Source organism: Candidatus Hamiltonella defensa 5AT (Acyrthosiphon pisum), assembly GCF_000021705.1.
GTDB lineage: Bacteria > Pseudomonadota > Gammaproteobacteria > Enterobacterales > Enterobacteriaceae > Hamiltonella > Hamiltonella defendens.
The window spans coordinates 1,462,535-1,482,646 of the sequence record NC_012751.1 but is presented as its reverse complement, the minus strand read 5'-3'; the positions used below and the strand labels follow the sequence as shown (position 1 = coordinate 1,482,646).

Genomic DNA, 20,112 nt, shown 5'->3' with positions numbered 1-20,112 from the left:
TATGTCGATTTAAAACATCTTTTGTAAATAATATATCCACTGTAATGCATCATACGGTGTCATCGTATCTGGCTTTAAGGTTTTTAATTTACGAATAACAGGATGATCCGTAGACTCTTTTTCAAAAACAGGCTTTGAAGCAGGGAGGGATGGTTTCGTATGCCCGTTCTCTTCTAAAGTAAATTCCAGCTCCTCTAATCTTTGACGAGCCCTATCGATGACTTTCTTTGGCACGCCCGCTAAAGCAGCGACGGCTAAACCATAACTTTTGCTTGCAGCACCTTCATGAACAGAATGCATAAACGCAATCTCATCTCCTTGCTCCAAAGCTTGAAGATGAACGTTCACTATGCCGTTGATTTTTTCTGGTAAGCTTGTCAATTCAAAATAATGAGTGGCAAAAAGCGTCATGGATTTAATGTGGATAGACAAATTTTCGGCACAAGCCCAAGCCAGAGAAAGGCCATCATAGGTGGAAGTCCCCCGCCCGATTTCATCCATCAAGACCAAACTTTTCTCCGTGGCATTATGTAAAATATTCGCGGTTTCGGTCATTTCAACCATAAAGGTAGAACGGCCTGAAGCCAGATCATCTGCCGCGCCAATACGAGTAAAAATACGATCAACGGATCCAATGATGGCTTTGTCAGCGGGTACAAAACTTCCGATGTGTGCCAACAATACAATCAGTGCCGTTTGGCGCATATAAGTACTTTTCCCACCCATGTTAGGACCTGTGATGATCAACATCCGGCGCTCAGGAGACAAAGAAATGGGGTTGGCAATAAAAGGTTGTTTTGAAACCTGCTCTACCACTGGATGGCGCCCACCCGTAATTTCAATCACGGATTTTTCAGTCAAAACAGGGCAAACATAGTTGAGTGTATCTGCTCTTTCAGCCAGATTAGAAAGCACATCTAATTCAGCCAGCGCGGTAGAACTCGTTTGTAATGAGGCAATATGAGGTAGCAACAAATCAAAAATTTCTTCATAGAGATCTTTTTCTATGCTTAATGCCTTTCCTTTGGAGGTGAGCACCTTATCTTCATATTCTTTTAATTCAGGAATGATGTAGCGTTCGACGTTTTTCAGTGTTTGACGCCGAGCATAATGAGCGGGAATCAAATGACTTTGGGCACGACTCACCTGAATATAGTAGCCATGTATGGCGTTAAATCCTACTTTTAGGGTATCTAGTTTTAACTCATGACGCTCACGTATTTCGAGTTCATTTAAATAATCATGAGCGCCATCAGATAGTGCGCGCCATTTATCTAATTCTTCGTTATATCCTGTGGCAATAACGCCTCCATCCCGTATTAATACAGGGGGAACGTCTACTATCGCTCGCCGCAGTAAATCAAGTAATGCATCAAATTGACCTATTTCAGATAACAATTTTTTTAAATGTTGAGATTTACACGTATTTAATACGTCATGAATTTCAGGTAACTGCTCAAAAGCCAAGCGCATTCTGGCTAAATCTCTTGGCCGTGCGGTACGCAATGCGAGCCGGGCAAGAATACGTTCTAAATCACCGACTTTACGTAAAAGCGGTTTTAAATCAGAAGCCACATGCTGTAATACCCTGATGGCTTCTTGTCGATGATGCAGTGTGCTCATATCTGTTATGGGCATATGAAGCCAACGCTTTAACATTCGACTCCCCATAGACGTCACCGTACAATCCAAAATACTGGCCAGCGTATTTTCTGTACCCCCTGATAAATTTTCAGTTAATTCTAAATTACGCCTGCTGGCAGCATCTATGGTGACATTGTCTTCCTCGTGTTGCAGGATCAGTTCTCTGATGTGAGGTAACGAAGTACGTTGTGTATCTTTGACATATTGCAGTAAGCAGCCTGCTGCTCTTAAAGCCAAATGTGCCTGTTCTACACCAAAGCCCGTTAAATCTTGTGTACCAAATTGTAGATTGAGCTGTTGACGGGCCGTTTCGAGCTCAAATTCCCATAAAGGGCGGCGACGCAAACCTTGACGGGATTCAATCAAATCAATGAGCTCAAAGGTTTCGGGATAGAGTAATTCAGAGGGATGAGTACGTTGTAATTCGGTTTTTAAGGCTTCGAGGTCTTTTGGTTCCATTGCTCGAAAGCGCCCTGAACTGATATCTAAGGTGGCATAACCCAAACCTTGTTTGTCTTGCCAGACAGCGGCCAGCAAATTATCTTGTTTCTCCTGCAATAATGCTTCATCACTGATGGTGCCAGGCGTCACGATACGAACGACCTTGCGTTCAACAGGCCCTTTGCTCGTTGAAGGATCTCCTACCTGTTCACAAATAGCCGCAGATTCACCTAATTGAACAAGTTTTGCTAAATAATTATCGATGACATGATAGGGCACGCCTGCCATGGGAATAGGTGTGCCTGCAGATTGCCCGCGTTGAGTCAATGAAATATCCAGTAATCTGGAAGCGCGTTTGGCATCGTCATAAAACAATTCATAAAAATCGCCCATTCGATAAAACAAAAATACCTCTGGATGTTCAGATTTAAGCCGTAGGTATTGCTGCATCATTGGGGTATGAGATTCACATTTATTGATACTGTCCATAGGAATATTTCTCCTGCTTTAAGTGAATTTAAAATTAACAGGGAATGCCATTTTTAAAAATGAAGGAGAGAAAAATATGATCTGGTTTTTTGCGCTGCATATTAACCGATTTAGCTTAAAACAAATACTTCAGCCACATTAATATTTTGATATGAATCCGATCAAAAAGGCTGACATCCTCATCTTACTCTGTGCAAAATTTGAAAGGAAAAAGAATAAAGATGACTATTATCGGGAGAATGAGATTCTTGAAATACCATTTCCCACTGTTGTTGTTCATATTCAGGAAAATAAGTATCACCTTGGATATTTTTTAAAACCTCAGTGAGGTAAAGACGATTCGCTTGAGGTAAAAATTGACGATAAATTTCAGCGCCTCCAATCACCATGACTTCAGGGGCATCCTGAGCCGCTTTTAATGCTTTTTCCATCGAAGAAACCCCTATCACTCCTGGAGAGGCAATCCCTTGGCGGGTCATCACAATATTCATCCGCCCAGGCAAAGCTCGCCCTAGAGAGTCGAAAGTTTTACGCCCCATAATAACAGGTTTGTGAAGGGTATTTTTTTTAAACCACGCAAAATCAAGAGGGAGATGCCATGGCATCTTATTATTCAAGCCAATCACACGATTCTGAGCCATGGCGGCAATTAAACTGATGATCATAGTCTTAAGTCCAAAAATGAGAAAAATCAACAGATCTCTTACAAAACTGACCTCGGGCGGAGGGTTGTGCTTTATGATCAAGCTCCCATCGGATAATATTGAATGTTGATACATTTAAAGTAAGCATTTCAAGCCCTTTTTATAGTAATCCTGGTTGCTATTTGAAGATATATGTTTGATAATGCGGCCGCTCAGAAACTCTAAATCATCTTCAATGGTAGCTCTGTTGGTCACCTGGTAATACTCACTTGTGAATTCGGTCAGATCCGGAAGGAAGCAGCCGTAGCAGGCTTTGTATGTATTTGGATGCAGCCAGCAGAGTTGCCACCTCAATTTTATTTTCTACAGCTAAATGTCAATTTCTCAATCATCACTTTCATTTTTTTATGAAAGCTATTTAAATTCCTTAAAAGAATTTTTTGGTGTTATTCTAAATTTTGAATAAAAAAACACCATATTTAAAATAAGTTATTATTTGTAATAAATCATTTTAAATTTTTTAATCAATTAATAGATAAAGTGACTTATATATTTATAATATTAGAAAATGAACTCATTTTTTATCAAGCCAAAAATTAACATGGCGTCGCACTAAATGTTAAATAAATTATTTAACATGTTGCCACACTGATGGAGGGATTTTATCGTAGAGTTTATTCATGGTCAGTTCAGCTAAACGATGATCAGCCGCAGAATAAAATAATTCAAGTTCATCATCAGGAAGTTCATACTTATTCTTTTCGATGACACGCTCTAAAGTCTGAAGGGTTGTACATTTTCTTAAACGCATCAGATACTTTTTTTTCGTCATAATAGGTTTTGTTGTCATAGTTTATTTTTTCTCAATATTTAAATTTAGGGTTGTTCTTTATTATTATTCTATTTTTTTAGAAAATAGATGGATTAATTTCAAAAAAAATATCATAAAAATTGACAATATAAATTCTATAAATGCTAAACAGAATAAAATATTTCATTAATTAAAGAGTTTTTTATTTTGAAAGAATGTCTTTGATTTAAGTGATTTCTGACAAGGCATTTTTCATATCTTGAGATACAAAAAATCATATTATTTATATAGAGTTTAATGCAAAAGCGAGAGTTTTCATTAATATTTAATGCTTGTCAAGTAAAATCAGGGGATATTCTTTTCAAAAATTTATCAGTGAGATATATGCTCTATATCTTTACTTTGAAAAGATCCAACGTAAAAATTTATAAAAATTAATTCACCTTGGTTTTTTATAAAAAAAGCTAAGCTAGCTTATTAAGCATTTATTAAGAATGGCCTTTTTTCGGACATCAATTATAAAAATCAGTTTTTATCTGAATGTTGAATACCAAGGTGCGTTTTTTGACCAAATCGACGCAAAAAAACCACAAAAAACACCGGAACAAAATAAATGGCTAAAACGGTAGAGGCTATCATACCGCCAATCACCCCAACACCAAGGGCATGTTGTGCTCCTGAGCCCGCCCCATGGCTCATCGCCAGAGGTAAAACACCCAACATGAATGCTAAAGAGGTCATCAAAATCGGACGTAAACGCATTCGAACAGCAGATAACGTGGCTTCTATCAGACCTTTCCCTTCTTTTTGAATTAAATTTTTTGAAAACTCAATAATTAAAATCGCATTTTTAGCCGATAAACCAATAGTGGTTAACAAGCTGACCTGAAAATAAACATCGTTGTCCAAACCACCTAAATAAGCGGCTAATAGTGACCCCAGGACCCCAACAGGTACAACCATTATCACTGAAAAAGGAATTGACCAACTCTCATAGAGCGCGGCCAGGCATAAAAAGACAAAGATCAGGGAAATGGCATATAAAAACAGAGATTGATTAGCAGACATACGCTCCTGAAAAGAGACGCCTGTCCAATCATAACCAATACCATTCGGAAGTTTTTTTGCGAGCTCTTGCATCAATGCCATGGCTTCCCCTGTGCTTTTACCAGGCGCCGCTTGACCTTGAATTTTCATTGATGGAAAGCCATTATAACGTTCTAAACGGGGTGAATTATATTTCCATTGAGTGGTAGAAAAAGAAGAAAATGGCACCATTTGACCTTGGTTATTACGAACATACCAATGGTTAATATCCTCTGGCAACATTCGAAAAGGAGCGGCGCCTTGAACAAACACTTTTTTGACTCGCCCCGCATCAATAAAATCGTTTACATAGATCCCAGCGAATGCAGAACCTAGTGTCGTATTAATATCAGAAAGAGAAAGTCCAAGGACTCGTGCCTTTTCTTTATCCACTTCAATTTTAAACTGCGGGCTGTCTTCCATTCCACTGGGGCGCATATTAACTAATACATCTCGATGTTGAGCTGCCATCGCCAATAATTGATTACGCGCTTGGGTTAACTTTTGGTGGCCTAAATTTCTTTGGTCAAGTAATTCAAAGTCAAAACCAGTCGCAACACCCAATTCAGTTATTGGGGGCAAATTAAAAGCGAACACCAGCCCATCCTTGATTTGTGAAAAAGCTCTAGATGCACGCGCTACAACAGCCGAGACGGTATCTTTTTTCTCAGTACGTTGACTCCAATCGTTTAAACTAATAAATACAAGGCCCATATTTTGACCCTGTCCATTAAAACCAAAACCACTCAAAGTCAAGACAGACTTAATCACATCTTTTTCTTGAGTTAAAAAATAATCAGTGACTTGTGAGAGCACTTTATCTGTTCTTTCTTGACTGGCGCCGACAGGGAGCTGAACCATCGTCACAAAAACACCCTGATCTTCCTCTGGTAAAAAGGAGGTCGGTAAACGCAGAAACAAAACACACATACCAATCACAATAAACAGATATATTATCAAGTAACGACCTGTCCCTTTTAAAATATGCTTCACACTATAAGTATAATGATGGCTGCTTTTTTCAAAAATATGATTAAACCAGCCCAAGAATGCGCTGACTTTATTTTTTTTATCTTTATCAATAGGCTTAAGAATAGTGGCACATAATGCAGGGGTGAGGATCAAAGCCACCAAAACCGATAACACCATGGCGGAAACAATGGTGACAGAAAACTGACGATAAATTTCCCCAGTCGAACCTTCTAAAAAAGCTATTGGAATAAATACCGAAGACAAAACTAACGCTATCCCTACCAAGGCCCCCTGAATTTGTTGCATCGATTTCTTAGAGGCTTCTTTAGGTGAAAGCCCGTCTTCGTGCATCACCCGTTCCACATTTTCAACGACAACTATGGCATCGTCCACCAATAGACCGATGGCGAGCACCATTCCGAACATCGTTAACGTATTGATGGAATAACCCAATACTGAAAGAACGCCAAATGTGCCCAGTAACACAACCGGAACCGCAATCGTCGGTATCAATGTCGCTCTGAAATTTTGAAGAAAGAGATACATCACCAGGAAAACCAGGACAATCGCCTCTAACAAAGTCTTAATCACTTCTTGAATCGATATTTTAATAAAGGGAGTCGTATCATACGGATGGACGACTTTAAAACCAGCAGGAAACGAAGGCTCAAGTTTGATCAACTCTTCTTTTAGTGCATTAGAGGCTTCTAGAGCGTTTGCGCCCGTAGCAAGTTTGATGCCCACACCAGTAGCCGGCTTTCCATTGTAAAGAGTGTTAAGTTTATAACCTTCTGCACCAAGTTCAACGTTCGCGACATCTTTTAAGCGTACTTGAGAACCGTCAGGATTGGCTTTAAGTAAAATCTGAGAAAATTCTTTTGCAGAAGTCAAACGGGTTTGAGCAACAATCGAAGCATTGAGTTGTTGCCCAGCAATAGTAGGTGCTGAACCTAACTCTCCTGCCGCAACCTGGTTATTTTCTGCTTGAATGGCGTTCATCACATCAAGCGGAGTGAGCTTGAAATCATTTAATTTATAGGGATCCAACCAGATACGCATCGCGTGCTGTGCGCCAAAAAGTTGCACGTCACCGACACCGTTTATTCGACTGAGCGGATCTTTTAAATGAGAAGCCACATAGTCTGCTATTTCTTCTTGTTTCATCGATCCATTTTCTGAGATAAAAGCAAGAAACATTAAAAAATTTCCTGTGGATTTTTCTACTATAACACCTTGTTTTTGAACCTCTTGCGGTAAAGCTGGCATCACTCTTTGTAATTTATTCTGAACCTGTACCTGAGCAATATCAGGATCCGTTCCCAGGTTAAAAGTCAGAGTAATGTTGGCATTTCCAGAAGAATCACTGTTAGAAGACATATAAAGCAGGTTATCGATACTATTCATATTTTGTTCAATAACCTGAGTCACCGTATTTTGTACCGTTGTGGCATCTGCTCCAGGGTAATTCGCCACGATTAAAATAGTAGGAGGAGCCACCGCAGGGTACTGAGCTACGGGCAATTTTGTGATCGCTAATGCACCCAGAAACATCACGATGAGGGCGATAACCCAAGCAAAAATAGGGCGCTCTATAAAAAAATTAGCCATGAATAACGGCTCCGTTAAACCTTTTAAGGTTTTTAGTGAGACAAACTGTAAGCAGAGTAAACATCAAGATTCTTCTTGCACTTTGACTTGCATCCCTTGGGCAATTTTTTGTAAACCGGTGACAATAACGCGATCGCCTGGCTGTAAACCAGAAGTCACAAGCCATTGATGACCGATCGCTTGCGCTGTTTTGAGCTTACGTAGCTCTACTTTATCGTTTTTATCCACCACCATGGCGGTTGCTTGACCCTCTGGATCACGAGTCACTCCCTGCTGTGGTACCAACAAAGCGTCACTTTTTATACCTTCGTCTAAACGGGCACGAACAAACATCCCAGGCAATAACAATTTATGAGGATTAGGAAAAACAGCTCGGATTGTAATAGATCCCGTCGTTTGATTAACTGTAATATCTGAAAATTCTAAAGTGCCTATTTCAGGATATTCAATGCCACTTTCTAATAATAACTTTACCTTTGTTTTTCCGTTTTCATGTTTTAATTGGCCACTCGCTAGTTCCTGTTGTAAACGTAAAAAATCCCCGCTCGATTGCGTTAAATTGACATACATAGGATCAATCTGCTGAATGGTAGTTAAAGGATTGATTTGAGCGTCTGTTACTAATGCACCTTCCGTCACAGATGACTTTCCACTACGACCGCTCATAGGGGCGATAATTTTAGTATATGAAAGATGAATGGTTGCTTTTTCCAGGGCAGCTTTTGCGCTAAGAATCTCTGCATCGGCGCGCATCGAAGAGAGTAATGCTTGATCGTAATCTTGTTGGCTAATGTAATGCTTGCCATGTAAACTTTTATAGCGTTTTAAGGTGAGCCTGGCGATTTTGGCATTTGCTTGCGCTTTTGCTAAATCACCCTGAGCACTGTCATAGGCTGCTTTATAAGTGGCTGCATTGATTTCATATAATGGGGCACCCTCAGTGACATCACTGCCTTCTACATAATGTCGTTTTAATATTATCCCGTTAACCTGTGGCCGAACTTCCACAATTCGAAATGCAGATGTACGACCAGGGAGCTCACTAGTCATATTAAGAGATTGCGCTTTCAAAATAATCACACCCACTTCAGGCATTTGTGGATGAGTATGTTTAGGAGGATGTTTGTTATTATCACATCCTGTCATCAGCAAACTCACTGAGAGCATAAAAACCGTTGCTAGAGTTAAAATTTCTCTATTTTTATTCATAAAAACCTCAAATTTCTGAAAATAAAAGTCAAATTGTATTAAATTTACTTTTATTAAGATTTTGCTCTGATGACAGATCTGATTAAGTAATCATTAAAGATGATTTATTCTTAAAATAGATTATATATAGAAATACTATTTACATGTAGGAAAAAATGTAAATCAGCCTTTGATGAAGAGAGAAAAAGCGTGGCCCCCGCCTGTATTGCCCAAAACATTAGGTTTTAGGGCAGCCCCGAGGACAATTCACAAATATCCAATAAATCCTCTTGCCTCAATTTAGCTAAACATTGAGCTAAAGATTCACCATCAGGAAAGATCAGATCAGGAGCAATATCTGATAATGGATAAAGTACAAATACACGATCTTTTATCCCATAGTGAGGAACCCTCAAACGCGGAGTACTGATGATTTGATCCCCATACAATAAAATATCTAAATCCATTGTTCTTGGTCCCCACCGATCTTTTTCTCTGATTCGTCCATGGTTCAGTTCAATCAATTGTGTATGATCTAAAAGTGTCTCAGGAGAAAGTGAGGTATCGAGTGAAACCACTGCGTTTAAGTAATTTGGCTGATCCTGTGAACCGAGTGGTTTTGTTTGATAAAACGACGAAATTTTAACCGTATCAGGCCTATCAGATAAACGAGTTAAAGCGGTTATTGCACTTTTTATCTGTTTTTCAGGTTCTGATAAATTACTCCCCAAACCAATGTAAACCCGGGTGTTTGACATATTTTTTACCTTCTACTCAGTGTTCAATGTTTTAATATCAGGCGTTCTTTTGGAACGAGAGCTCCGACGACTTGAGTCTTGTTGGAGAGCATCTATCATCAATTCTTTTTGCAATACTGTACCTGCTTGAAACTCAGCCCACCACTGAGCAATTTTTTTAAGATTATGCTGATTTTCTACTTCTGCTCTTAAAACTAATAAATCATATGCAATGCGAAATTTAGGATGTTCCGTCAATTGGAATGCGCGGGGTTTTTGAGAATGAGAGAAACGAATTTGAAATAACCAAATATCCTTCATCACCATAGTAAAACGTTTAGGAATCGCAAAAGAACGACAAATTTCATTCAAAATATCATCCGCCGCCATCGAAAAAGTTTCAATATAGGTCAATTTGCCGTGTTCTTTTTTTATATTTTGAGTTCTTTCAACGAAGGGATACCAAAACATGGCTGAGAACAAAAAAGCGGGATGAATCCCTAATTTATTTTTCAAGCGTTCATCGGTATTTTTGAGCGCCTGAATGATGATCTTTTCCATAAAAGAATCGCTTTTTTGAGCCAGATTTCGAGCAATCAATGGAAATAACAATGGAAAAAGTTGATATTCACAAAGCTTAAGATAAGTTTTGTATCCATGACCGGACTGTAATAATTTCAATGATTCTTCAAATAATCGTGCACCGGGGACTTCCTTTAATAGGAAAGCGAAGCGGGGTATCGGTTTTCCTGTTTCAGAACTGATAGCCATATCTAACTTGGCTGAAAAGCGCACGGCTCTTAGCATTCGCACTGGATCTTCTGGATAACGTATTTCAGGATCACCAATTAAACGAATGAGCCCCTGTTTGATATCTTTCAGGCCACCTGTGTAATCACGTAATGTAAAATCGGCTATCCCATAGTACAAACTGTTAACAGTAAAATCACGACGATGGGCGTCTTCTTCAATAGAGCCAAAGATATTATCCCGAAGTAACATGCCATTTTGTGCGCGTTGAGAAGAATGAGTGTTTTGGTTTGCAGATTTTAGCCCATGATGGCCTCGAAAAGTGGCCACCTCAATGGTATCTGTGCCGAACATAATATGCGCCAAACGGAAACGCCGACCAATTAATCGACAATTTCGAAATAATTCACGCACCTGATCTGGCGTGGCATTAGTGGTAATATCAAAATCCTTGGGTTTTTTACCCAATAACAGATCACGCACTCCCCCTCCAACCAAATAGGCCTCATAACCCGCCTTATTTAAACGATAGAGTACTTTCAGCGCATTTTCACTGATATTTTTTCGAGAAATAGGATGTTTTTTGCGAGGTATAATGGTCATCCCATTTTTTTTCTGAACTTCTTTTGTGACGATCTTCGAGAAACCTGTTGAATTCTTCCCCTGATCAAACCCTTTATTTTTATTCTTTCGAATAAAAATTTGATTAAAAAAATGAGTGACTCGACTAAAAATAGGACACCTCAGAAATGGATAATAAATTTTACGCTTTTTTAACTCATGATTGAAAAGAAGAAACGAGCCTTATTTTAGCCCATCCCCTGTTTTTCACGAATTTCAGCCAAGGTTTTACAATCAATACACATATCGGCGGTAGGGCGTGCTTCTAAGCGACGGATTCCAATCTCTACGCCACATAAATCACAGAAACCAAAATCGTTTTTCTCCACTTTTCTGAGCACTTTTTCGATTTTTTTGAGCAATTTTCTTTCTCTATCCCGATTACGTAACTCAAGACTAAAGCCTTCTTCTTGAGCCGCTCTATCAACCAAATCAGGAAAATTGGCCGCCTCATCCTGCATATGAGAGACAGTACGACCGACTTCATCTTTCAGTTGATGGTACCAGGCATTCAGAATTGTTTTGAAATGCTGGAGTTGTATTTTATTCATATACTCTTCGCCGGGTTTCTCTTTATAAGGTTTCACACCAGCAATATTAAGAAGACTCAAGGACGAAGTTTTACGTTTTTGCTGTTCTTGCATGTAATCCTCCTACTATTTATAAAAAACACCTAAACTTTATACAGAAAAATGAGCGGCGCTATAAATAACAGATGGTAGATAAGTTGGCAATTACTCCATAATCTTAGAGTCAATCTCAAGTCTGAAGAGAGACTGAAAACAAAAATCAAATTTAAGTTAAAATTGATTTTTTAAATCATTTTTCATGGAAGCCAATAAAATGCGTAAAGCATTCAAATTACACTCAAATTTTAAACCTTCTGGAGATCAACCTGAAGCCATTCATCAACTGAAAGAGGGATTAAAAAATGGTTTAATGCATCAGACGTTATTGGGGGTTACAGGTTCAGGAAAAACTTTTACGGTCGCGAATGTTATCGCCGATCTTAATCGGCCCACGATGATCCTGGCACCTAATAAAACATTGGCTGCTCAGCTATATGGTGAAATGAAAGATTTTTTTCCAGAAAATGCCGTGGAATATTTCGTTTCTTATTATGATTATTATCAACCTGAAGCCTATGTACCCAGTTCAGACACCTTTATCGAAAAAGACGCCGCCGTTAATGAACATATTGAGCAAATGAGGCTTTCTGCCACGAAAGCGCTTCTGGAACGTCAGGATGTCATCGTGGTGGCTTCGGTTTCTGCTATCTACGGCTTGGGTGATCCTGATCTGTATCTGAAAATGATGCTTCATTTAACAAAAGGTATGATCATAGATCAAAGAGCCATCCTGGCGCGTTTGTCAGAATTACAATACAGTCGTAATGATCAGGTTTTTCAGAGAGGGACTTTTCGCGTCAGAGGCGAGAATATTGATATTTTTCCAGCAGAATCAAGCGATTTTGCGGTGAGGATCGAATTATTTGATGATGAAGTAGAACGCCTATCATTGTTTGCTCCTTTAACGGGGCACATACAGAAGACGGTTCCCCGTTTCACCGTTTACCCAAAAACCCATTATGTCACGCCCAGGGCGCGTATTTTACAATCTATGGAAGAGATCAAAATTGAGCTGGCGCAAAGACGTGAACAGTTGTTGGCGAACAACAAGTTGGTTGAAGAACAGCGCCTAACCCAGCGTACTCAATTTGATCTGGAAATGATGAACGAGCTGGGTTACTGCTCTGGGATTGAAAATTACTCACGTTATCTCTCGGGTCGTGCTGCCGGAGAACCACCTCCAACCCTATTTGATTATCTTCCTTCAGAAGGTCTATTGGTAATTGATGAATCACATGTGACCATTCCGCAAATCGGTGGTATGTATAAAGGCGACCGTTCTCGTAAACAAACCTTAGTAGAATATGGCTTTCGTTTGCCTTCTGCTTTAGATAATCGGCCCATGCGTTTTGAGGAATTTGAATCGCTTGCACCTCAAACCATCTATATTTCGGCAACTCCGGGCCCCTATGAACTCGGAAAATCAGCGGGAGAGCTGATAGAACAGGTGGTTCGTCCAACAGGCTTACTGGATCCTGTTATTGAAGTCAGGCCCGTGGCTACCCAGGTAGATGATCTTTTATCTGAAATTCGACAGCGGGTGGTGATTGATGAGCGCGTGCTGGTGACCACATTAACAAAACGCATGGCAGAAGATTTAACAGAATATTTAGCAGAACAGGGGGAACGTGTCCGTTATTTACACTCAGATATCGATACTGTAGAGCGTGTTGAGATCATTCGTGATTTACGACTAGGAGAATTTGATGTTTTGGTGGGCATTAACCTGTTGCGAGAAGGTTTGGATATGCCTGAGGTGTCTTTGGTGGCCATATTAGATGCAGATAAAGAAGGTTTTTTGCGATCTGAGCGCTCTTTAATTCAAACTATTGGCCGCGCTGCACGGAATTTAAATGGCAAAGCCATTTTATATGGTGACAAAATCACGGTTTCAATGAAAAAAGCCATAGATGAAACTGAACGTCGGCGTAAAAAACAAGAGTCTTACAATAAAGAAAAGGGTATTGTTCCAAAAAAATTAGAGAAAAAGATTCGGGATATTTTAGAGCTGGGCCAATCTTATACCAAAGGGAAAGCGAGAAAACGTACCACAACACTTGAAGAAAACAGCACTAACTATACTGCCCTCTCCCCAAAAGCAATTAAGAAAAAGATTGATGAATTAGAACAAAAAATGCACGATCATGCGCAGAATATGGAGTTTGAAAAAGCTGGGCAACTACGAGATGAAATTCAACAACTGACCCTATTATTAAATGCGCCTCAATAAACCTGGTGAGGCACCTCATTTTTACTGTACATTTTGTCATATTGAAGGAATAAAAAAGATAAAAAATGATTTCTTTACGCAATGTTTCTAAATGGTATGGTAGTTTTCCTGTGCTGAAAGAGTGCTCTATAGAAGTGAAAAAAGGAGAAGTGGTTGTTATTTGTGGTCCTTCTGGATCAGGAAAATCCACTTTAATTAAAACCATCAATGGATTGGAAGCCATCCAAAAAGGGGATATTCAAGTCAATGGTATTTCAGTTCAAGACAAAAAAACACATCTGGCGTTACTACGAATACAAATAGGCATGGTTTTTCAGCATTTTGAGCTGTTCCCTCATTTATCAATTACAGAAAATTTAACACTGGCTCAAATCAAAGTATTAAAACGGGATAAATCTTCTGCCATTGAAAAAGCCTTATTCATGTTAGGAAAAGTGGGGCTCTTGGCACAAGCAGATAAGTTTCCGCCCCAGCTTTCAGGGGGGCAAAAACAGAGAGTAGCCATTACTCGGGCGCTTTGTATGGATCCTCTGGCGATGTTATTTGACGAACCGACTTCTTCTTTAGATCCAGAGAACATCAGTGAAGTCTTGGATGTGATGGTGCAACTCGCCAATGAAGGCATGACCATGATCGTAGTGACTCACGAAATGGGTTTTGCTCGTAAAGTGGCAGACAGAATGATTTTTATGGATGAAGGAAAAATTTTAGAAGACACCTTAAAAGAGGATTTTTTTCATCAAGCAAAAACAGAACGAGCGAGGGATTTTATTGCAAAGATTTTGCATTAACTCTCTTCAAAATCGATAAAAAACAATAGTTTTTTCGGTAGCCGTTTTTTGTAGACCTGCTCTTTATTATTTTGCAAGAAAATATCCTCACTGATTTTTTTAAATTTCAGAAGAGGTTATAATGAAGAGGCAAAAATTAAACGAATTTGAAATAAAAAGCGCATTTTTTTTAAATGCGAATGACATAAAAGAAACTTCGTTTTACACCTACTATGATCTACACAAATTTAGGGGGATACATGTTCACCCTCAGTGAACCTTCACAAGCCAACAGGCATTTTAGGCCCGTTTCTGAAGAGTCTCGCCACAAGCTCAAAATTTTATTGATCACTACAGCAGGCGTATATGGCAACAATACATGTTGATGGTAAAGAATATGAAGTCAACGGAAGCGATAACCTATTACAGGCTTGTCTTTCTTTAGGTCTTGATATTCCTTATTTTTGCTGGCATCCGGCCTTGGGAAGTGTTGGGGCTTGCCGACAATGCGCGGTCAAACAGTATCAAAATGCCGAAGATACTCGAGGACGCCTGGTGATGTCGTGCATGACGCCCGCCATTGAGGGCACATTCATCTCCATAGCAGACGAAGAAGCGAAACAATTTCGAGCCAGTGTGGTCGAATGGTTGATGCTCAACCATCCTCATGATTGCCCCGTATGTGAAGAAGGGGGGCACTGTCATTTACAGGATATGACAGTGATGACCGGCCATAACTCACGAAGATATCGCTTCAACAAACGTACCCACCAGAATCAGCAGCTCGGCCCCTTTATTGCGCATGAAATGAATCGTTGCATCTCTTGCTACCGCTGTGTGCGTTACTACAAAGATTATGCGGATGGCACAGACTTCGGTGTTTATGGCGCGCACGATAACCTGTATTTTGGTCGTCCAGAAAGTGGCACCTTAGAGAGCGAATTTTCGGGTAACCTCGTAGAAGTCTGTCCTACTGGGGTATTTACCGATCAAACCCACTCTGAACGCTATAACCGAAAATGGGATATGCAATTTGCGCCCAGCATCTGTCACCAATGTAGTGTGGGTTGCAATACCAGCCCAGGCGAACGTTATGGTGAGTTACGTCGTATTGAAAATCGCTATAACGGCAGTGTAAATCATTATTTTCTTTGTGATCGAGGGCGATTTGGCTATGGCTACGTCAATCGAAAAGATCGTTTGCGTCAACCCTTACAGCGTCGTGGAGAAGACTGGATCACTTTAAATGCGCAACAGGCTATTCAAGTGGCACAGGGGATCATCAAAGCCTCTAAAAAAGTCATCGGTATTGGTTCCGCTCGCGCCAGCTTGGAGAGCAACTTTGCCTTAAGGCAATTGGTAGGTGCTGAAAATTTTTATACCGGCATGGCTGAATCAGAGCAAAGACAGGTAGAATGGATGCTGAAAATTCTGAAAGAAGGGGGCATATACACTCCCTCTCTGCGTGAAATAGAAAGTTATGACGCTGTCTTGATTTTAGGAGAAGATCTCACACAAACCGCGGCTCGCATTGCTTTATCGATACGCCAAGCTCTCAAAGGCAAAGCCAGAGCGATGGCAAAAGCACAAAAAGTGTCGGATTGGCAAATTGCGGCAGTCTTTAACATCGGGCAAAATGCCAAAAATCCGCTTTTTATCACTAATATTGACCAGACCAAAATGGATGATATCGCGGCCTGGAATTATTGTGCCCCCGTTGCAGATCAAGCGCGCCTCGGATTTGCGATAGCACACGGTTTGGATCCTTGTGCTCCAGCAATTGATGACTTATCACCTTCTCTTCAGTCAAAGGTAGACATCATTGTAAAAGCCTTATTTGAAGCTAAAAAACCATTGATCATCAGTGGTTGCAGCTCAGGAAGCGAAGTACTGATTCAGGCATCCGCAAATGTAGCGATGGCCTTGAAAGCAAAAAATGCGCAAGTGGGTCTAGTCTATGTGCCCTCTTCGGCCAATAGCATGGGGCTGACCATGATGGGGGGTAAATCGCTTGATCAAGGGCTACAGGAACTCACGAACGGTTCGGCTGATACAGCCATTGTTTTAGAAAATGATCTGTATCGCCATGCACAGGCGGGTAACGTCAATCTGGCCTTAAAACAAGTCAAATCTCTCATGGTATTAGACCACCAGAATACAGGTATCATGGAAAAAGCGGATTTGATTTTCTCAGCCGGCAGCTTTGCTGAAAGCGATGGAACTCTGGTGAATCAGGAAGGCCGTGCTCAACGATTTTTTCAAGTCTATGACCCCTCTTACTACGACAATCAAAACCACTCTGCCATCTTTGCGAGCTGGCATTGGCTCAGGGCGCTTCATAAAACAGATGCAGATTCTGTCAAAACAGCCGGTACTCTAGATGAGATCATTCAAGACTGTGTTGATGAATTACCGCAATTCAAAGGCATTACTGAAGCGGCCCCTAATGCGGCTTTTCGTATCAATGGGCAAAAATTAGCCCGATCGCCTCATCGCTATAGTGGTCGCACGGCTCAGCGTGCACAAATCAGCGTGCATGAACCTTGTCAACCCCAAGATCAGGATTCTCCCTTTGCTTTTTCTATGGAAGGGAACAACAGCCCTTTTGCCGATCGCCAACAAATCCCCTTCGCCTGGGCACCAGGTTGGAACTCTCCTCAAGCTTGGAATAAATTTCAGGCAGAAGTCGGTGGACACCTTCGTTTTGGCGATCCAGGGGTACGTTTGATTCAATCTTCTAATGGAAGATTGCCATATTTTGACACAATCCCCCAGATTTTTCAGAGGGACAGTACCTCTTGGGTGGTGGCACCTTATTACCACTTGTTTGGGAGTGAAGAACTGTCTCAGCGTGCAGAAGTCATTCAGAAAAGAATGCCTGATCCCTACTTCGTCCTTAATAGAGAAGAAGCCAGAGAACTGGGTTTACACGCCGATCAGGAAATGGAATTCATCTGTGCCGGTCAAACACTTCGTTTGCCGTTGCTTTTAAGTCATCACCTTTCCCCAGGTCAAATCGGTCTACCGCTTGGTTTACCAGGTATCCCCCCTTTTTGGGTGGGCTGCTCTATTGAACAGTTACGTGAGGTGTCCTTGTGAGTGAATCCGCGTTTGAGTTTATGCCTATTTTGATCGAAGTCTTAAAAGCGGTCTTGATTTTGGTTGTCGTGGTTTTTTGCGGGGCCTTTATGAGTTTTGCTGAACGCCGACTGCTGGGTTTATTTCAAAATCGCTACGGGCCAAACAGAGTGGGTTGGGGCGGATCACTTCAACTCGTCGCAGACATGCTGAAAATGTTCTTTAAAGAAGACTGGACCCCCCCCTTCTCTGACAAAGTCATTTTTACTCTGGCGCCTATGATTGCTTTCACTTCCTTGCTGTTGGCCTTTGCTATTGTGCCTGTTAGCCCGACCTGGGGGGTCGCTGATCTCAATATCGGTATACTCTTCTTTTTAATGATGGCCGGTTTAGCGGTGTATGCCGTTTTATTTGCCGGCTGGTCCAGCAACAATAAATATGCTCTATTGGGCGCGATGCGCGCTTCTGCACAAACCTTAAGCTACGAAGTTTTTATTGGATTAGCGCTGATGGGGGTTGTGGCTCAAGCCGGTTCTTTCAACCTACGTGATATCGTTCATTCACAAGCCCACCTTTGGAACGTCATCCCTCAATTTTTTGGTTTTATCACCTTTTTGATCGCGGCGGTGGCGGTTTGCCATCGACATCCCTTCGATCAACCAGAAGCAGAGCAAGAGCTGGCCGATGGTTATCATATTGAATATTCTGGCATGAAATTTGGATTGTTTTTTGTCGGTGAATACATCGGCATTGTGACTGTCTCAGCACTCATAGTGACATTATTTTTTGGAGGATGGTACGGCTCCTGGTTACCGCCCGTCATTTGGTTTGCTCTGAAAACCGGTTTTTTTATGATGATGTTTATTTTAATTCGAGCGTCTTTACCTCGTCCTCGTTATGATCAAGTGATGTCTTTTGGCTGGACAATATGTCTGCCATTAACACTATTGAACTTGCTGGTCACTGCGGCGGTCATTTTATCAAAAGGCTCTTAACCGCCTGTTTTCAACGCCTATCTTCTCTCAGGCGCTGGGTTTGACCTCTGAAATTATTTCAGAAAGGGAACAACATGACTTTTAAAAAACTTTTATTAGGCCTTGCCACTCAGTTGCGAAGCTTGTGGATGATAGGCTTGCATGCGTTTCATAAAAGAGAAACGCAGATGTATCCTGAAAAACCAGTTTATTTACCCCCCCGTTATCGAGGGCGCATCGTGCTCACGCGTGATCCTGATGGCGAAGAACGTTGTGTCGCCTGCAATCTCTGTGCCGTGGCCTGTCCCGTAGGGTGTATTTCATTACAAAAAGCGGAAAAAAAAGATGGGCGATGGTATCCCGAATTTTTTCGAATTAACTTTTCTCGTTGTATTTTTTGCGGTTTATGTGAAGAAGCTTGCCCTACTACAGCCATTCAATTAACGCCTGATTTTGAAATGGGAGAATTTAAACGCCAAGACCTTGTTTATGAAAAAGAAGACCTATTGATCAGCGGCCCTGGAAAATACCCTCAATACAATTTTTATCGTGTCTCGGGTATGGAAATAGAAGGCAAACAAAAAGGCGATGCTGAGAATGAAGACAAGCCAATTGATGTGAAAAGCTTAATGCCATAAAGCTTTTTTCTGAATCATATCGGCTAATCGTGATCAAAAATGAGTTTAAAATGCCGATTTATTGTCATCTTTTTTAAAAATCTTTTGTGGCTCTTATTCATTTAAAGTTGGAGATCGTGACATTGGAATTTTCTTTTTATACCGCTGCGTTGGTGTCTGTCTTAGCTACTGTTCGGGTTATTTTTCATACCAATGCCATCCACTCGCTTTTGTACCTCATCATTTCATTATTAGCGATTTCTGTTGTGTTTTTCTCTCTAGGGGCTTACTTGGCAGGGGCGTTAGAAATTATCGTGTATGCCGGAGCCATTATGGTGCTTTTTGTCTTTGTGGTCATGATGCTCAATTTAGGACAATCCGAAGAAAAACAAGAACGCGTAGGGTTAAAACCGGTTTTTTGGGTGGGGCCCAGCTTGCTCTGTTCCCTATTGCTCTTAGCGTTGCTTAAAGGATTTCATGGGCTTTCAGGAGAAAGCATGATAGGAACATGGGTGAGCGCAAAATCCATCGGAGTGCACCTATTCAGCGCTTATATTCTTGCTGTAGAACTGGCCTCCATGCTGCTATTGGCTGGTTTGGTAGTGGCTTTTCATTTAGGAAAAGAAAATAAAAAAAGACTCGAAGAAAAAAAGAGGCCCACGTCTTTTGGGGAAAAAATATCAAAAAATGATCTGTCAAAAACCATTTAAAAAAATAGATCAACACAAAATAGATATCTCTTAAAAACCCAATGGGTATCCTCTGATACTGTTTGATAAAAAATGGGCAACACAGAAATCAGAGCCCTTCATCGATTTTGTAT

The 20,112-nt window shown here is 40.6% G+C and carries 14 protein-coding genes and 1 other RNA gene; 7 read left to right on the top strand and 8 right to left on the bottom strand.

The features are described 5' to 3' along the window. Positions 1–9: 9 nt before the first annotated feature. Both mutS and folA read right to left on the bottom strand, forming a co-directional pair. Complete coding sequence (gene mutS / locus HDEF_RS07250; RefSeq protein WP_015874007.1) at positions 10–2,574, bottom strand: DNA mismatch repair protein MutS; 2,565 nt, start codon at positions 2,572–2,574, stop codon at positions 10–12. A gap of 179 nt (positions 2,575–2,753) precedes the next feature. Further along, entirely contained in the window at positions 2,754–3,239 is a 486-nt protein-coding gene (gene folA, locus HDEF_RS07245; protein ID WP_015874005.1) for a type 3 dihydrofolate reductase, read from the bottom strand. Between the two features lie 224 nt (positions 3,240–3,463). Between folA and ffs the strand changes: the two genes are divergently transcribed. Next, positions 3,464–3,560, top strand: an RNA gene (ffs, locus tag HDEF_RS11200) — signal recognition particle sRNA small type. A gap of 286 nt (positions 3,561–3,846) precedes the next feature. On the opposite strand, the gene HDEF_RS07240 is transcribed toward ffs, so the two are convergent. The 6 genes from HDEF_RS07240 to dksA form a co-directional block, all read right to left on the bottom strand. After that, complete coding sequence (locus tag HDEF_RS07240; protein WP_029588993.1) at positions 3,847–4,050, bottom strand: HHA domain-containing protein; 204 nt, start codon at positions 4,048–4,050, stop codon at positions 3,847–3,849. A gap of 504 nt (positions 4,051–4,554) precedes the next feature. Then, the gene (locus HDEF_RS07235) at positions 4,555–7,695 is read right to left on the bottom strand and encodes an efflux RND transporter permease subunit (RefSeq protein WP_015874003.1); all 3,141 of its coding nucleotides are present in this window, start codon (positions 7,693–7,695) and stop codon (positions 4,555–4,557) included. A gap of 63 nt (positions 7,696–7,758) precedes the next feature. Continuing rightward, a complete protein-coding gene (locus tag HDEF_RS07230) occupies positions 7,759–8,904 on the bottom strand; it encodes an efflux RND transporter periplasmic adaptor subunit (protein WP_015874002.1) in 1,146 nt (381 codons plus the stop codon). Between the two features lie 224 nt (positions 8,905–9,128). Further along, positions 9,129–9,641, bottom strand: coding sequence for a 2-amino-4-hydroxy-6-hydroxymethyldihydropteridine diphosphokinase (gene folK / locus HDEF_RS07225; RefSeq protein ID WP_015874001.1), 513 nt, complete (start codon positions 9,639–9,641; stop codon positions 9,129–9,131). Positions 9,642–9,653: 12 nt separating this feature from the next. Then, entirely contained in the window at positions 9,654–11,105 is a 1,452-nt protein-coding gene (gene pcnB / locus HDEF_RS07220; RefSeq protein WP_086935007.1) for a polynucleotide adenylyltransferase PcnB, read from the bottom strand. A gap of 74 nt (positions 11,106–11,179) precedes the next feature. Next, a complete protein-coding gene (gene dksA, locus HDEF_RS07215) occupies positions 11,180–11,635 on the bottom strand; it encodes an RNA polymerase-binding protein DksA (RefSeq protein ID WP_015873999.1) in 456 nt (151 codons plus the stop codon). Positions 11,636–11,834: 199 nt separating this feature from the next. On the opposite strand from dksA, the gene uvrB reads away from it, so the two are divergent. The 6 genes from uvrB (at position 11,835) to nuoJ (ending at position 19,999) form a co-directional block, all read left to right on the top strand. Further along, on the top strand, positions 11,835–13,850 hold the full coding sequence (gene uvrB / locus HDEF_RS07210; RefSeq protein WP_015873998.1) for an excinuclease ABC subunit UvrB: 2,016 nt from the start codon (positions 11,835–11,837) through the stop codon (positions 13,848–13,850). A 65-nt stretch (positions 13,851–13,915) separates the two neighbouring features. Beyond that, positions 13,916–14,641, top strand: a complete 726-nt coding sequence (locus HDEF_RS07205; protein WP_015873997.1) for an amino acid ABC transporter ATP-binding protein — start codon at positions 13,916–13,918, stop codon at positions 14,639–14,641. A gap of 345 nt (positions 14,642–14,986) precedes the next feature. Further along, a complete protein-coding gene (nuoG, locus tag HDEF_RS07200) occupies positions 14,987–17,719 on the top strand; it encodes an NADH-quinone oxidoreductase subunit NuoG (RefSeq protein ID WP_015873995.1) in 2,733 nt (910 codons plus the stop codon). Between the two features lie 20 nt (positions 17,720–17,739). Beyond that, on the top strand, positions 17,740–18,693 hold the full coding sequence (gene nuoH, locus HDEF_RS07195) for an NADH-quinone oxidoreductase subunit NuoH (RefSeq protein ID WP_044612548.1): 954 nt from the start codon (positions 17,740–17,742) through the stop codon (positions 18,691–18,693). Between the two features lie 74 nt (positions 18,694–18,767). Next, positions 18,768–19,310 carry an NADH-quinone oxidoreductase subunit NuoI gene (gene nuoI, locus HDEF_RS07190; protein WP_015873993.1) on the top strand — a complete coding sequence of 181 codons (543 nt, stop codon included), beginning with the start codon at positions 18,768–18,770 and terminating at the stop codon, positions 19,308–19,310. 122 nt (positions 19,311–19,432) lie between these two features. Beyond that, positions 19,433–19,999, top strand: coding sequence for an NADH-quinone oxidoreductase subunit J (gene nuoJ / locus HDEF_RS07185; protein ID WP_015873992.1), 567 nt, complete (start codon positions 19,433–19,435; stop codon positions 19,997–19,999). Positions 20,000–20,112: the final 113 nt, after the last annotated feature.

What these genes read in the sequence shown, in the direction of transcription:
- nuoG (WP_015873995.1), top strand. Translation starts at nt 14,987, where the DNA reads ATGGCAACAATACATGTTGATGGTAAAGAATATGAAGTCAACGGAAGC.
- nuoI (WP_015873993.1), top strand. Translation starts at nt 18,768, where the DNA reads ATGACTTTTAAAAAACTTTTATTAGGCCTTGCCACTCAGTTGCGAAGC.
- dksA (WP_015873999.1), bottom strand. Translation starts at nt 11,635, where the DNA reads ATGCAAGAACAGCAAAAACGTAAAACTTCGTCCTTGAGTCTTCTTAAT.
- nuoH (WP_044612548.1), top strand. Translation starts at nt 17,740, where the DNA reads ATGCCTATTTTGATCGAAGTCTTAAAAGCGGTCTTGATTTTGGTTGTC.
- mutS (WP_015874007.1), bottom strand. Translation starts at nt 2,574, where the DNA reads ATGGACAGTATCAATAAATGTGAATCTCATACCCCAATGATGCAGCAA.
- HDEF_RS07235 (WP_015874003.1), bottom strand. Translation starts at nt 7,695, where the DNA reads ATGGCTAATTTTTTTATAGAGCGCCCTATTTTTGCTTGGGTTATCGCC.
- HDEF_RS07230 (WP_015874002.1), bottom strand. Translation starts at nt 8,904, where the DNA reads ATGAATAAAAATAGAGAAATTTTAACTCTAGCAACGGTTTTTATGCTC.
- folA (WP_015874005.1), bottom strand. Translation starts at nt 3,239, where the DNA reads ATGATCATCAGTTTAATTGCCGCCATGGCTCAGAATCGTGTGATTGGC.
- folK (WP_015874001.1), bottom strand. Translation starts at nt 9,641, where the DNA reads ATGTCAAACACCCGGGTTTACATTGGTTTGGGGAGTAATTTATCAGAA.
- HDEF_RS07205 (WP_015873997.1), top strand. Translation starts at nt 13,916, where the DNA reads ATGATTTCTTTACGCAATGTTTCTAAATGGTATGGTAGTTTTCCTGTG.
- uvrB (WP_015873998.1), top strand. Translation starts at nt 11,835, where the DNA reads ATGCGTAAAGCATTCAAATTACACTCAAATTTTAAACCTTCTGGAGAT.
- HDEF_RS07240 (WP_029588993.1), bottom strand. Translation starts at nt 4,050, where the DNA reads ATGACGAAAAAAAAGTATCTGATGCGTTTAAGAAAATGTACAACCCTT.